We start from the raw sequence: 13,915 nt of genomic DNA, 5'->3' as shown, positions 1-13,915 counted from the left end.
TGAGTTGAGGCCCAGCAGAGGGATCCCGACCGGATGCCCACCACCCTGCCGCGGCATCGCCCCGTATATATAGGAGAGAAGTGCCGACCAAGGCCACGGACAAGAAGCACGGCAAGAAGCTCGTCATCGTTGAGTCCCCCAGCAAGATCAAGAGCATCTCGGGCTATCTCGGCGAGGGTTTCCAGGTCGCGGCGTCCATGGGGCACATCCGCGACCTCCCGCAGCCCTCCGATCTCCCCGCCGAGCTGAAGAAGTCCTCCGTGGGCAAGTTCGCGGTGGATCTGGACAAGGATTTCGAGCCGTACTACGTCGTCTCCCCGGAGAAGCGGAAGACCGTCGCGGAACTCAAGGCGGCCCTGAAGGACGCCGACGAGCTCTACCTCGCCACCGACGCCGACCGCGAGGGCGAAGCCATCGCGTGGCACCTGCTGCAGGTCCTGAAGCCGAAGGTCCCCGTGTACCGCCTGACCTTCGGCGAGATCACCAAGGAGGCCGTCACCCGCGCCCTCGGGGAGCTGCGCGAGGTCGACATCCCCATGGTCGACGCCCAGGAGACCCGGCGTATCCTCGACCGCCTCTACGGCTACGAGATCTCGCCCGTGCTCTGGCGCAAGGTGGCCCGCGGTCTGTCCGCCGGCCGCGTGCAGTCGGTGGCCACGCGCCTGGTCGTCGAGCGCGAACGCGAGCGCATGGCGTTCCGCGCGGCGTCGTACTGGGACCTCACCGGCACCTTCACGCCCGAGGACACCTCCAAGGGCAGCGCCTTCCCGGCCAAGCTCGTCGCCGTCGACGGCCGCCGCATCGCCTCCGGCAAGGACTTCTCCGACCGTGGCGAGCTGAAGGCCGCCAACGTGGTCCGGCTCGACGGCGACGCCGCGCGCTCGCTCGCCACCGGCCTGGAGAGCGCCGCGTTCGAGGTCCGGTCCCTCGAGACCAAGCCCTACACGCGCCGTCCCGCCGCCCCGTTCACCACCTCGACGCTGCAGCAGGAGGCGGCCCGCAAGCTGCGCTTCAGCTCCAAGGTCACCATGCAGGTGGCGCAGCGCCTGTACGAGAACGGCTACATCACCTACATGCGTACCGACTCCTCGGCGCTCTCGGACCAGGCCATCAACGCCGCGCGCCGCCAGGCGTCGGAGCTGTACGGTCCCGAGTACGTCCCGGAGTCCCGCCGCGTCTACAAGGGCAAGGCCAAGAACGCGCAGGAGGCCCACGAGGCCATCCGCCCCGCGGGTGACTCCTTCCGCACCCCCGCCCAGGTGGCGCAGTCGCTGCGCGGCGACGAGTTCCGCCTGTACGAACTGATCTGGAAGCGCACCGTCGCCTCCCAGATGGCGGATGCGAAGGGTTCGACGGCGTCGCTGCGCCTGGGCGCCCGGAGCGCCGACGGCCGCGATGCCGAGTTCGCCGCCTCCGGCACGGTCATCACCTTCCGCGGCTTCCTCGCCGCCTACGAGGAGGGCCGTGACGCCGACCGCACCGAGGATGGGACGGACGACGACGCCCAGGGCACGCGCCTGCCCAACGTCGCCAAGGGCGACGCGCTGGGCGCGACGGCGATCGAGGCCGTGGGCCACGAGACCTCGCCGCCCCCGCGCTACACCGAGGCGTCGCTCGTGAAGGTGCTCGACGAGCGCGGCATCGGGCGCCCCTCCACCTACGCCGCGACGATGTCCACGATCATGGACCGCGGCTACGTCAGCTCCCGGGGTCAGGCGCTCGTGCCGAGCTGGATCGCGTTCTCGGTGGTGCGCCTGCTCGAGGAGCACTTCAACGACTACGTCGACTACGACTTCACGGCGGAGCTCGAGGAGGACCTCGACCGCATCTCCCGTGGCGAGGCGGGTCGGGTGGAGTGGCTCAACCACTTCTACTACGGCGACCGCAAGGACACCGGCCTGCACACGATCGTCGCCGAGCTCGGCGAGATCGACGCACGGAGCATCAACTCCGTGGAGATCGCGGAGGGCATTACCCTGCGCGTCGGCAAGTTCGGCCCGTACCTCGAGAAGCCGCTGCCGGCGGATGCCCCCGAGGGTACCGAACCGCAGCGTGCCAACGTCCCCGAGGACCTCGCGCCGGACGAGCTGACGGTCGAGAAGGCCCTCGAGCTGATGGAGGCGCCCACCTCGCAGGAGCGGGTGCTCGGGACCGACCCGGAGACCGGGCGTACCATCGTGGCCCGCGACGGCCGCTACGGGCCGTACGTGATCGAGCTGATCCCGGAGCCCACCGCGGAGGATCTCGCCAACCAGCCGGTCGAGTACTACAAGAACGGCAAGCCCAAGCCGCCGAAGAAGCCCGCGAAGGTCAAGCCGCGCACGGGCTCGCTCTTCAAGTCCATGTCGGTGGACACCGTCACGCTCGAGGACGCCCTGAAGCTCATGAACCTCCCGCGCGTGCTCGGCACGGACGAGGACGGCAAGGAGATCACGGTGCAGAACGGCCGCTTCGGGCCCTACCTGAAGAAGGGCAGCGACTCGCGCTCCATCGGCTCGGAGGAGGAGATCTTCACGATCACCCTCGAGCAGGCCCTGGAGATCTACGCGCAGCCCAAGCAGCGCGCCGGACGGACGGTCACGCCGCCGCTTGCCGAGTTCGGCGAGGACCCGGTGAGCGAGAAGCCCATCGTGGTGAAGGACGGCCGTTTCGGGCCCTACATCACGGACGGTGTCACCAACATCACGGTGCCCGGCTCGATGGCCATCGAGGAGCTGACGCGCGAGCAGGCGATCGACATGCTCGCCGAGAAGCGGGCCAAGGGTCCGGCGCCGAAGAAGACCACCCGGCGGGCACCCGCGAAGCGCAAGGTCGCTGCAGGGAAGTAGCCCGTTGCGCGGTATGAACAGACACACACAAGCGGGGGATGAGCTGGAAGCGCGGGAGCAATGCGGTTAGGTGTACTGGACATCGGGTCGAACACGGTCCATCTGCTGCTGGTGGATGCCCACCCGGGTGGCCGCCCGGTGCCGTTCGCGTCCCATAAGAAGCCCCTGCAGCTGGTGGCCTATCTCGACGAGGACGGCAGCATCTCACGGGAGGGACAGGACGAGCTCGTCGGTTTCGTCCGGGAGGCCCGTGCGTTCGCTGCGGGGCACGACGCCGAGGACTTCCTCGCTTTCTGCACCTCCGCGATCCGCGAGGCCGGCAACGGCCGTGAGGTCCTCACCCGTGTGCGGGAGGAGACCGGCGTGGACCTCCAGGAGCTCTCGGGCGACCAGGAGGCGGCGGTGACCTTCCAGGCCGTCCGCCGCTGGTACGGCTGGGGAGCGGAGTCCATCCTGAACCTGGACATCGGGGGCGGCTCCTTCGAGATGGCGATGGGGACCGACGAACTGCCGGAGGTGGCGCTGTCCGTGCCGCTGGGTGCCGGCAGGCTCACGCGTGACTGGCTGACCAAGGACCCGCCGTCGGCCAAGAGCGTGAAGGAGCTGCGCCGCTACATCAGGGCGACGCTCCGCGAGGCAGTGCCCCGGTTCGCGCACCTGGGGGAACCGCATCTGGTCGCGGGCACCTCGAAGACGTTCCGGTCCCTGGCGCGCATCGCCGGGGCGGCGCCGTCGGCCGCCGGGCCGTTCGTGCGACGTGAGCTGCGCCTCGAGGACCTCTCCCTGTGGACCAAGCGGCTGGCCGCGATGAGCTCCGCGGACCGCATGAACCTCGACGGCGTCTCCGAGCTGCGGGCGCCGCAGGTCCTCGCCGGTGCTCTCGTGGCCGAGTGCGCACTCGAACTGTTCAACGTGCCCTCCATGGACATCTGCCCCTGGGCGCTGCGCGAGGGTCTGCTGCTGCGGCGCTTCGACGCCAAGATGTTCGACGCGGACGAGCCGCTGCAGGGCGCCGGGGTGGGGCATGCCCAGCTCGACTCGCTGCGGCGCACCTCCCTGCCCCAGGGAGCCTGACGTGGCCGAGTCCGACGGCGCTCCGCGCGCCATCCCCGTGGCCCTGTCCAGCGCCTCCGTCTACCCGCTCGCGGTGCACGACGCCTTCGCCCTGGCGCAGGACCTCGGCTACGACGGCGTGGAGGTCATGGTCACCAACAACTCGGTGAGCCAGGACCCCGACCAGCTCGCCGTCCTCAGTGAGCGGTACGGCATGCCGATCTTCGCGATCCACGCGCCGACCCTGCTCCTGACGCAGCAGGTGTGGGGCAAGGCCTGGACGAAGATCGAGCTGTCCGCGGCGATGGCCGCCGAAGTGGGCGCCCGGACCGTGGTCACCCACCCGCCCTTCCGCTGGCAGACCGGCTACGCCGAGGAGTTCCCCGAGGGGATCGCGCGCGTCGCGGCGGAGTACGGCGTGGAGATCGCCGTCGAGAACATGTACCCCTGGAAGGTCAGGGGTCGCGAGGCGAAGGCCTACCTGCCGCACTGGAACCCCATCCCGGAGCCCTACGAGCGCATCACCTGGGACTTCTCCCACGCGGCGATCGCCGGCATGGACTCCTACGAGGAGATCCGCGCCCTCGGGGGAAGGCTCGCCCACGTGCACCTCACGGACGGGACGCCCAACGGCAAGGACGAGCACCTGCTGCCGGGGCAGGGGCAGCAGCGGTGCGCCGAGGCCCTCGGCCACCTCGCCGGGGCGGGGTGGGACGGCGTCGTCGCGGTGGAGGTCAGCACACGGCGCGCCCGCGCCGCAGGGGAGCGCGAGGAATGGCTCGCACAGACGCTGCGGTTCGCGCGGGAGCACCTGGGCCACTGAGGCGTGGGAGGCGCGAATCCCGGACGGTATCCCGAGCAGCGCACCAGGGGCCGACTCCCGGGACCACCCTCAGACAGGGATGGCGCCGGTGGACGGTCCAGATGTTGGGGGGATCATCTGGTGCCACCGGCGCCGGACCGGATCAGGAATTCCGGCCTCACTCGCACCCTTATGAGGTGTTCCCAACCCTAGGGCTCCTGCTTGTGCGGCAACACCGAGGATGCTGGGAGAAGGCTGGAAGTGCCCGTGGCAGGATGAAGCCATGACCCTCCACGCCACACAGCGCATCGCCTTCCTCGGGTGCGGATCCATGAACGAATCCATCCTCGCCGGGCTGCTGACCGCCGGTCTCGACCCCGCGCAGGTCACCGCCACCGTGCGCCGGAGCGAACGGGCCGCCGAACTGAGGGAGCGGTACGGGGTGGACGCACGCGCCACGTCCGACGACGACACCGCGAACACCGCTGCGGTGCGGGAGGCCGACGTCGTCGTGCTGGGCGTGAAGCCCGTGGGCATCGTCCCGCTCGCCCGGGAGATCGCGCCGGGCCTGCAGCCGTCCGCCGTCGTCGTGAGCGTCGCCGCCGCCGTGTCCATCGCCATGATCGAGGCCGCGCTGCCCGCGGGCCAGCCCGTCATCCGCTCGATGCCCAACACGCCCTCGAGGCTGGGCAGGGGCGTGCTGTCCATCTCGGCCGGATCCGCCGCCGGCCCGGAGCTCATGGCGCAGGCCCGTGACCTCCTGCGGCCCGCAGGCACGGTCGTCGAGATCCCCGAGGACCAGGTGGACGCCCTCTCGGCTGTCAGCGGTTCCGGCCCTGCGTACGCGTTCTACCTGGCCGAGGCCATGGCCGCCGCCGGCGTCGAGCTGGGCCTCGATGCCGATCTCTCCACGCTCATCGCCCGGGAGACCGTCGCGGGAGCGGGCTTCATGCTCGCCGAGGACGGCGCCGACGCCGCAGGCCTCCGACGGGCCGTCACGAGCCCCAACGGCACCACCCAGGCGGCCATCGAGACCTTCGAGGCGCGAGGCCTGACGCGTGTCGTCGCCGACGGCGCACGGGCCGCGACGGCGAGGGCCGCCGCGATCACGCGCGAGCTCGCGGAACCGTCGCAGTCCTGACGGGCTGTGCGGACCGGGCCGGCAGGGCCCAGACCGTCAGCAGCGCGACCGGCAGGACCACGCCGAGACCCGTGAACAGCCGCAGCGGCAGCGGACCCTCGCCCGAGACCGTGCCCGTGAGCGTCAGGGTGACGGTGATCGAGGAGAACATCATCACGGGGACGAGGGCACCGAGCAGCGCCCGGCTCAGGGCGCGGCGGGCTCCTGTCCGGGATCGGGCGAAGACGTGGCCGACCGGGAAGAGGAGGGCGATCCACACCCAGTGGTGGAACCACGAGATGGGCGAGATCGCGAGCATCACGACGGCGTTGGCCGCGACGGCACGCAGGGAGTCGCCCTCGCGGTCCGCGCGGCGGATGGCGAGGTAGCCCACGGCCACGACGCCCAGGGACGCGAGCAGCCAGGCGGGCCCCTGGAGGGTCTCGGGCAGCCCGGACTGGGCGACGATCGAGTTCAGCGACACGTTGTAGAGGTCCGCCGTCGCTCCTACCCGGGAGGCGTCGAACAGGGCATCCAGCCAGAAGACCACCGACTCGCGGGGCGCCAGGAGCCACCCGAGGGCGACCGTCGAGGCGAAGGACGCCGCCATCCACGCGAGCGAGCGCCAGTCGCGCCGCGCGAGGAACACGAGGCCGAAGGCGAGCGGCGTGAGCTTGATGCCCGCGGCGACGCCGATCAGGACTCCAGAGGGCAGGCGGGTGGAGCGGAGCAGGTCGGCGAGGATCAGCACCATCAGCAGCGCATTGACCTGGCCGAAGCCGAGGCCCTCCCGCCACGGCCCGCTGATGCCGATCAGCAGCATCGCCGCCAGGACCGCGACAGGCATGCCCCAGGCACTGCGTGGAGCGGTGTTCCCCTGGGCGCCGGGGCCGGCGGACCGCAGGTACCGCACGACGACGACGGCCACCCCGACGAGGCAGGCGCACGAGAGCGCCGTGACGATCCCGAGGGCTACCGCCTCCGGGAGCAGCGCGAGCGGCACGAAGAGGATCGCGGCGAACGGCGGGTACGTGAACGGCAGCCCGCGGGTGTCCGTCTGCACGAGCGCGTCGTCGTACAGCTCCTTGTCCCCGGCCAGCCCGAGCAGCGCCAGCGCGCCCTCGCGGTACACCGAGAGGTCGAGCCCGTGGATCTGCGCCGCGAGGACGACGACGGCGAGCACGAGGGCACCGCCCACCGCTGCCATCGCGCCGAGGGGTCCGCGACGGCGCTGCGCCGTCGTCGGCGCGCCTCCGAGGGACAGGCGTCGGCGCATCCCCCCGGACGTACGCGTCCCCGCCGCCCGCCGGAGGTCCGCACCGGGCACGTCAGGGCCGGCCGGCAAAGCGCTCGAGCAGGTCCACGTGTCCGGAGACGATCAGCATGTCGCGGCCGGACACCTTGGTGTCGGGACGCGCGTAGGTGAAGTCCTCGCCCGGCGACTTCACCCCGACCACCGTGACGCCGTACTTGGAACGCACGGAGGACTCCGCGAGGGTGAAGCCCTGTGTCTCCTTGGGCGGGTACATCTTCACGATCGCGAAGCCGTCGTCGAACTCGATGAAGTCCAGCATCCGGCCGCCCACGAGGTGAGCGGCGCGCTGCCCGGCGTCGGCCTCGGGGTAGATCACGTGGTTGGCGCCGATGCGCTTGAGGATCTTGCCGTGGGAGGGCGTGATGGCCTTGACCCAGAGGTGGTCGATGCCGAGGTCCACGAGGTTGGCCGTGATCAGCACACTGGACTCGATCGAGGTGCCCACTCCCACGACGGCGGCCGAGAACTCCTGGGCGCCGAGCTGGCGGAGCGAGTCGAGGTTCGTCGCATCGGCCTCGACCACGTGGGTGAGGATGCCTGCGAACTTCTGCACGAGCTGCGGGTCCCGCTCGATTGCGAGCACTTCGCGGCCCTGCCGCACGAGCTGTTCGGCGGTGGCCGCGCCGAAGCGGCCGAGGCCGATCACGAGGACGGGTGCGTTGTGGGCGGGTCTTTCAGCCAATGATCGGCCTCTCGTCTGGGTAGCGGTAGAGCGTGCTGCGTTGCCTCAGCGCGAGGGCCGAGGCGAGGGTGATGGTGCCCATGCGCCCTGCGAACATCAGGGCGGACAGGACGTACTTGCCCTCCGGCGGCAGTTCCGCGCTGAGGTTGGTACTGAGGCCGCAGGTCGCGAAGGCGGAGATGACCTCGAACACCACCTTGTCGAGCGGCTCGTCCGTCATGCGCAGCAGCAGGCCGCTGCCGATCAGGACGAGCGTGGCGCCCATGAAGATGACCGAGATGGCCACGCGCATCACCCCGGAGGGGATGGTCCGGCCCCACGCGCGGACGTCCGCGTCACCGCGGGCCTCGGCCACGATGGCGAGGAACATGACGGCGATGGTGGTCACCTTGATCCCGCCGGCGGTGGAGGCGGAACCCCCGCCTGCGAACATGAGGGCGTCCGTCAGGAGCATCGTCGTCGTCGTCATGTCGTTCTGGTCCACGAGGTTGAACCCGCCGGAGCGGGTCATGACCGAGGCGAAGAGAGCATGGATGGACTTGTCGACGACGCCGAGGTTCGCGATGGTGCGGTCGTTCTCCCACTCGAGGAAGCCCCAGGCGAAGGTCCCGGCCACCAGGAGGATCAGCGACACCGACACCGTGAGCTTGGCGTGCAGCGTCCACTTGCTGAAGCGGTGGCGCACCTGGACGAGGACCATGATCACCGGGAAGCCGAGGCTGCCCAGGAACACCCCGACCATGAGCGGGGTCAGGATCCACAGGTCCGTCTCGTAGGGCACCAGGCCATCGCTGTGGGGGGTGAAACCGGCGTTGTTGAAGGCGGAGATGGAGTAGAAGATGCCGTGCCAGAGCGCCTGCCACCAGGGTTCCCCGAGGATCATGAACCGGGGGATCAGGACGACGGCGAGGACGATCTCGATCAGCACCGACGTGGTGATGACGATCCGCAGGAGCGTGCCGATCTCGCCGAGGCGGCTGGCGTTGTTCAGCGCTTCCTGGGCCAGCAGTTTGCCGCGCACGCCGAGCCGCTTGCTCACGATCAGCGCGAGGAGGGAGGCGAGGGTCAGGGTGCCCAGTCCGCCGATGAAGATGCCGAGCAGGATCACCAGCTGGCCGAAGAAGGACCAGTGCGTGGCGGTGGACACGACGGTGAGGCCCGTGACGCACACCGCCGACACCGCGGTGAAGAAGGCGTCGTGCAGGGGTGTGACCTGCCGGTCGCTGGACGCCACGGGCAGGCTCAGCAGCACCGTGAAGACGAGGATGACAGCGGTGAAGATGAGGAGGGCGAGGCGTGCGGGTGAGCTGTTCGCGAAGGAGTCGATGAAGTCCCGGATCGAGGCCAGCAGCCTGACGTACCCGTTCCGATCGTCCTTCAGCCACCGTGGCTGTTGACTTAGCATTGACGCCCGCTCTGCCCCGTTTGCTGGTCCTTCCGCCGAAGCGGGCCGAAAAAAATACTTCCTGCAGTAGTAAAGCACTCTCCCGGCGCGCGACACCGGAATATCGCCCATCGCGTAGCCTTGCTGCAATGTCTACGCACTCCGGGTCCGCGGTTCCCCTCCAGGTCGTCTGGGACGAATCCATGCTGTCCTACGACTTCGGCGGCCAGCACCCCATGAACCCGGAGAGACTGCATCTCACCGCCCGGCTCATGCGCGAGTGCGGCCTGCTCGATCTCCGGCAGGTGGCGGTCGCCCCTCCGTTCGTCGCCTCCGACGAGGAGCTGGCGACGGTCCACAGCGCGGACTACATCAGCGCGGTGCGGCACGTGAGCAGCAACCCGGACGCCTCCGATGCAGCCAAGGGTCTCGGCACCGAGGACAACCCGGCGTTCGCCGGCATGCACGAGGCCAGTGCCCGCCTCGCGGGCGGCTCGCTCGCCGCTGCCGAGGCGCTGCTGCAGGGCACGGCCGTGCGGGCGGTCAACTTCGGCGGGGGGATGCACCATGCCGCCCGGTCGCGGGCCAGTGGGTTCTGCATCTACAACGACACGGCGGCCTCGATCCAGCGTCTGCTCGACCGCGGTGCGCAGCGGGTCCTCTACGTCGACGTCGACGCCCATCACGGAGACGGTACGCAGAGCATCTTCTGGGACGACCGCCGCGTCCTCACCATCTCCCTGCACGAGACGGGCATGAGTCTCTTCCCCGGGACGGGGTTCGCCAACGAGACCGGGGGGCCCGGCGCCGAGGGGTATGCGGTGAATGTCGCCCTGCCCACGCTGTCCGGGGATGCGGCGGTCCTGAGGGCGTTCCACGCCGTCGTGCCGCAGCTGGCGGAGGCCTTCGCGCCGGACGTCATCGTGAGCCAGCACGGGTGCGACTCCCACCGCGAGGATCCCCTCACCAACCTGCGGGTCAGCGTCGACGCCCAGCACGCGATGATGCTGGGCGTGCGGGAGCTCGCGGACCGCCTCTGCGGAGGACGATGGATCGCCACCGGCGGCGGCGGGTACGCCCTCACCAGCGTGGTGCCGCGCTCCTGGGCCCTGCTCGTGGCCGTCGCGGCCGAAGCGGCGACCGGACCGAGGACCCCGGTCCCCGCCGCCTGGCGGGAGTACGTGCTCGAGCGGCACGGCGTGGACACCCCGGGCCTCATGGGTGACGGGGCGGACACCTGGTGGCGTTCCTGGGAGGTCGGCTACGACCCGAACGACGACCTGGACCGCACCGTGATGGCCACGCGGAAGGCGGTCTTCCCGCTGCACGGCCTCGACCCCTGGTTCGACTGACCCGCCTTCCGACGCATGATGCCGTCGGGCGTATATATCGCTAGGGTGGGCGGATGGGAATCGATGATGTATTCGCCGTCATCGCCGAAGGCACGCGCAGGCAGATCCTCAGGACCCTGCGTGACGGCGACAGGGCGGTGGGGGAGCTCGTGATCGAGCTGCAGGTGAGCCAGCCGACGGTGTCCAAGCACCTCAAGGTCCTGCGTGAGGCGGGACTGGTGACGATGAGGGCCCAGGGCCAGAAGCGCTACTACTCACTGGACACCGCACCCCTCGGCCACGTGCGCGAGTGGCTCGCCGGATTCGACGCGGAGGGTTCATCCGGTCCCGCCCCGGGAGTTCCCGACACAGGGCAGCAGGACCGGGCCGGATCGGCGCTGGAGACGGTGTCCGGGGCGATCGCGGCGGCGGATCCGGACGCGGCGGAAGCCGAGGTGCTGGCCACCGAGGTCCTCGTGGCACCGGAACCCGCCGGGGTCGACGCCCCGAGGCCCCCCATCGGCAGGACCATGGGCCGGGCGGCCGAGCGGGCCGCGGACCTGCTCTCGCAGTTGCGGCGCCGTCGCGACCCCTCCTCGTAGCAGTCCTGATGCGGAGATGCACGGGCTGCCCGTCTCTTTCACTTGGATAACATCAGCCACTACAGTGGATCCTTAGGCGGATCATCCCCGTGCCACAAGGCGACACGCCGAGCGGTCGCTCGAGGGGTACGCTCCTCGATGCCGGTCGGGTGAAGCCTTGGCCCCCATGTGAAGGAAAAGTGGTGTGATGGCGGACGGGAACAACTTCTCGGATGTGCAGTTCCTGACGGTCGCGGAAGTGGCCGATCTCCTGCGCGTATCGAAGATGACCGTGTACCGGCTCGTCCACGCCGGGGACCTGCCGGCCGTTCAGTTCGGCCGCTCCTACCGCGTCCCCGAATCCGCCGTGGGCGAGTTCCTCCGCAACGCCCAGGTGGACGGCCAGACGGAGAGCGCTTGAGCCGCTGGTGGCCGTCCGGTCCGTTCTCCAAACGGATGTACCCTGTTAAGGAGCGTTTTGGGCGGGCTTCTCGCCCGCTCGACTTATTGCATCATCCGGGCAACTGCCAGCAGGCACACGCCATTCGCCACCAGTGCGGGTCTCCGGCTTCCGGCCGTGGTCCGTGCTGGCACCACGACAGTCTGTGAGGACTCTATGGGTTCAGTTATCAAGAAGCGCCGCAAGCGTATGGCCAAGAAGAAGCACCGCAAGCTGCTTCGCAAGACGCGCCACCAGCGCCGCAACAAGAAGTAGCCAGCATCCGGCGTCACGCCGGAGCCGACCGGCCCGGATCTCCGCCCTCGTGGCAGGGGAGCCGGGCCGTCGTCGTTCCCGGGGTGGGCGGCTGCCGGCCCGTCAGCGGCTCCTGAACCGTGAGAAGCCGCGCCACAGCCCGTAGATGGAGCCGGCGACGGTGGCCGCGCGCAGCCCGAACGTCGCCGCGCGGCGGCCGCTGCGGAAGTCGTAGACCGGCCAGTTGTTGGCCCGCGCGTGGCGTCGGAGCCTGCTGTCGGGGTTGATGGCCACGGGGTGGCCGACGACGGTCAGCAGGGGGATGTCGTTGTAGGAGTCGCTGTAGCCCCAGCAGCGTGCGAGGTCGAGGTCCTCGCGTTCCGCGAGTTCCAGCACGGCGGCGGCCTTGGCGGGCCCGTGCAGGAACTCGCCCACCAGCTTGCCCGTGTAGAGACCCTCCGCGACCTCGCCCACCGTGCCGAGGGCGCCGGTCAGCCCGAGGCGGCTGGAGATGACGCCCGCCACCTCCACCGGCGTTCCCGTCACGAGCCAGACCTGGCGGCCGGAGGAGAGGTGCTGCTCGGCCAGGGCGCGGGCGCCGGGCCAGATCTTCGACGCGATCATCTCGTCGTAGACCTCCTCACCGAGCGCCAGGATGTCCTCGTGGGCGATGCCGATCGCGAAGGCGAGCGCCGCGTCCCGCACCGAGTTGACGTCCGTCATGGTCTCGCCGCGCATGATGAACCGCAGCTGCTTCCACGCGAGGCCGGCGGCGAACCGCAGGGTGAACGCCCTCCGCTGGTACATCTTGCGGGCCACGTGGAACAGGCTCGCGCCACGCATCAGTGTGTTGTCGACGTCGAAGAACGCCGCTTCGCCCTGCGACGGTACCGGCGGCTCTGGGAGGGGCTGCGTGCCCCGGGCGGCGTCCGGCATGTTCCGAGTGTAGTTGTTCGCCCCCGGGCCCCCGCTGCGGCGCGGCGGTACGCTGGGAGCATGAAATCACCCGCCGAGATGCCGGGTCCGGGCGTCGTGCTCCTGACCCGCCCCGAGTGCCACCTCTGCGAGGACGCTCGGAACGTCGTCGCGCGCGTGACAGCCGATGTCGGGGTGGGCTGGCAGGAGCTGTCGGTCACCCAGGCGCCCGCGCTCGGGGTGCGGTTCGCCGAGGAGTTGCCCGTCCTGTTCATTGACGGCGTGCAGCGCGATTTCTGGTCCATCGACGAGGCCAGGCTGCGTCGGCTCCTGTCGCGGCCGCCGGGCGGCTGAGCCCTGGGCGGGCGCCGCTTCACCGGCTTGGTGGCCCCGCGCCGTCGGCATACAGTGGTGATACTCCCGCCCCGACGACGAGGTCCGGAGTATCCGCCCGTCCATCGCGGACGGTGGCGCTAGCGACGGAGCCGATGACAGTGACAACGCCGGACATGCCAGGCCTACGCCCCGTGGGTGACGGGGCACGCCACATCCCGCCCGCGTCGGTGGCCCGCCTCACCATCTACCTGAGGGCACTCAACTCCCTCCTTGCCGAGGGGACCGAACGCGTGTCCTCCGAGGAGCTGGCGGACGCCGCCGGCGTGAACTCGCCGATGCTGCGGAAGGACCTCTCCTACCTCGGGTCCTACGGCACGCGCGGAGTCGGCTACGACGTCCAGGTCCTCAACCGGCAGATCTCGATCGCGCTCGGACTGACCCTCGACTGGCGCGTGGCCATCATCGGTGCGGGCAACCTCGGCCGCGCGCTCGCAGGGTACTCGGGGTTCGTGTCGCGGGGATTCGAGATCGTGGCGCTCTTCGACGCGGACCAGCTGGTCGTCGGCACCGAGGTCGGGTACCTGCGGGTCAGTGCGATCAGCGAGCTGGAAGCGGTGCTGGAGCGGACGCGGACCAATATGGCGGTCCTCTCGGTGCCCGGGTCCGTGGCGCAGGAACTGTGCGACAGGCTCGTGGCCGCCGGCATCTCGAGCATCCTCAGCTTCGCGCCCGTGGTGCTGCAGGTGCCGCCGCACGTCCAGCTGCGCAAGGTGGACATGTCCACGGAGCTGCAGATCCTCGCCTACCACGCGCAGAGGGCGCAGGAGCCGGACCTCGGTCCGATCTCCCGCGCCCAGTAGGAAGCGCGGCCGCC

The 13,915-nt window shown here is 70.1% G+C and carries 14 protein-coding genes; 10 read left to right on the top strand and 4 right to left on the bottom strand.

What is annotated here, in order from left to right:
* The first annotated feature begins 80 nt into the window (after positions 1–80).
* From topA to proC, 4 genes are all read left to right on the top strand, one after another.
* Positions 81–2,828 (top strand): type I DNA topoisomerase, encoded by a 2,748-nt coding sequence (topA, locus tag ACX80N_RS02055; RefSeq protein WP_459338087.1) that lies wholly within the window; start codon positions 81–83, stop codon positions 2,826–2,828.
* A 60-nt stretch (positions 2,829–2,888) separates the two neighbouring features.
* Positions 2,889–3,902 carry a Ppx/GppA phosphatase family protein gene (locus tag ACX80N_RS02050; RefSeq protein ID WP_105033137.1) on the top strand — a complete coding sequence of 338 codons (1,014 nt, stop codon included), beginning with the start codon at positions 2,889–2,891 and terminating at the stop codon, positions 3,900–3,902.
* On the top strand, positions 3,853–4,704 hold the full coding sequence (locus ACX80N_RS02045; RefSeq protein ID WP_105033136.1) for a sugar phosphate isomerase/epimerase family protein: 852 nt from the start codon (positions 3,853–3,855) through the stop codon (positions 4,702–4,704). Before ACX80N_RS02050 ends, ACX80N_RS02045 begins: the two co-directional genes overlap by 50 nt.
* A 262-nt stretch (positions 4,705–4,966) precedes the next feature.
* Positions 4,967–5,824 (top strand): pyrroline-5-carboxylate reductase, encoded by an 858-nt coding sequence (gene proC / locus ACX80N_RS02040; protein WP_459338086.1) that lies wholly within the window; start codon positions 4,967–4,969, stop codon positions 5,822–5,824.
* Here the strand turns inward: proC and ACX80N_RS02035 are convergent.
* The 3 genes from ACX80N_RS02035 to ACX80N_RS02025 are packed head-to-tail and all read right to left on the bottom strand — an operon-like array spanning position 5,790 to position 9,205.
* Entirely contained in the window at positions 5,790–7,079 is a 1,290-nt protein-coding gene (locus tag ACX80N_RS02035) for a glycosyltransferase 87 family protein (protein ID WP_459338085.1), read from the bottom strand. The two genes, proC and ACX80N_RS02035, sit on opposite strands and share 35 nt — an antisense overlap.
* A gap of 52 nt (positions 7,080–7,131) precedes the next feature.
* Positions 7,132–7,800, bottom strand: a complete 669-nt coding sequence (locus ACX80N_RS02030; protein WP_105033133.1) for a potassium channel family protein — start codon at positions 7,798–7,800, stop codon at positions 7,132–7,134.
* Positions 7,793–9,205: a TrkH family potassium uptake protein gene (locus tag ACX80N_RS02025; RefSeq protein ID WP_459338084.1), complete on the bottom strand. Its 1,413-nt coding sequence runs from the start codon at positions 9,203–9,205 to the stop codon at positions 7,793–7,795. The genes ACX80N_RS02030 and ACX80N_RS02025 overlap by 8 nt, the downstream gene beginning before the upstream one ends.
* Before the next feature lie 128 nt (positions 9,206–9,333).
* Here ACX80N_RS02025 and ACX80N_RS02020 point away from each other — a divergent pair, with 128 nt between their 5' ends.
* The 4 genes from ACX80N_RS02020 (at position 9,334) to ACX80N_RS02005 (ending at position 11,811) form a co-directional block, all read left to right on the top strand.
* Positions 9,334–10,536, top strand: a complete 1,203-nt coding sequence (locus ACX80N_RS02020; RefSeq protein ID WP_240615251.1) for an acetoin utilization protein AcuC — start codon at positions 9,334–9,336, stop codon at positions 10,534–10,536.
* Between the two features lie 53 nt (positions 10,537–10,589).
* Positions 10,590–11,117, top strand: coding sequence for an ArsR/SmtB family transcription factor (locus ACX80N_RS02015; RefSeq protein ID WP_459338083.1), 528 nt, complete (start codon positions 10,590–10,592; stop codon positions 11,115–11,117).
* 187 nt (positions 11,118–11,304) lie between these two features.
* A complete protein-coding gene (locus ACX80N_RS02010) occupies positions 11,305–11,517 on the top strand; it encodes a helix-turn-helix domain-containing protein (RefSeq protein ID WP_459338082.1) in 213 nt (70 codons plus the stop codon).
* A gap of 195 nt (positions 11,518–11,712) precedes the next feature.
* On the top strand, positions 11,713–11,811 hold the full coding sequence (locus ACX80N_RS02005; protein WP_003792170.1) for a 30S ribosomal protein bS22: 99 nt from the start codon (positions 11,713–11,715) through the stop codon (positions 11,809–11,811).
* Between the two features lie 102 nt (positions 11,812–11,913).
* On the opposite strand, the gene ACX80N_RS02000 is transcribed toward ACX80N_RS02005, so the two are convergent.
* Positions 11,914–12,726: an HAD family hydrolase gene (locus tag ACX80N_RS02000; RefSeq protein ID WP_459338081.1), complete on the bottom strand. Its 813-nt coding sequence runs from the start codon at positions 12,724–12,726 to the stop codon at positions 11,914–11,916.
* Between the two features lie 60 nt (positions 12,727–12,786).
* Between ACX80N_RS02000 and ACX80N_RS01995 the strand changes: the two genes are divergently transcribed.
* Together ACX80N_RS01995 and ACX80N_RS01990 are read left to right on the top strand one after the other, a co-directional pair.
* Positions 12,787–13,059: a glutaredoxin family protein gene (locus tag ACX80N_RS01995; RefSeq protein WP_459338080.1), complete on the top strand. Its 273-nt coding sequence runs from the start codon at positions 12,787–12,789 to the stop codon at positions 13,057–13,059.
* A 134-nt stretch (positions 13,060–13,193) separates the two neighbouring features.
* Positions 13,194–13,901 (top strand): redox-sensing transcriptional repressor Rex, encoded by a 708-nt coding sequence (locus ACX80N_RS01990; protein ID WP_105033127.1) that lies wholly within the window; start codon positions 13,194–13,196, stop codon positions 13,899–13,901.
* Positions 13,902–13,915 lie beyond the last annotated feature (14 nt).

It is taken from the genome of Arthrobacter sp. MDT2-16 (genome assembly GCF_054510925.1).
The sequence above is the reverse complement of the archived record's forward strand: the minus strand, read 5'-3'. Positions and strand labels throughout refer to the sequence as shown.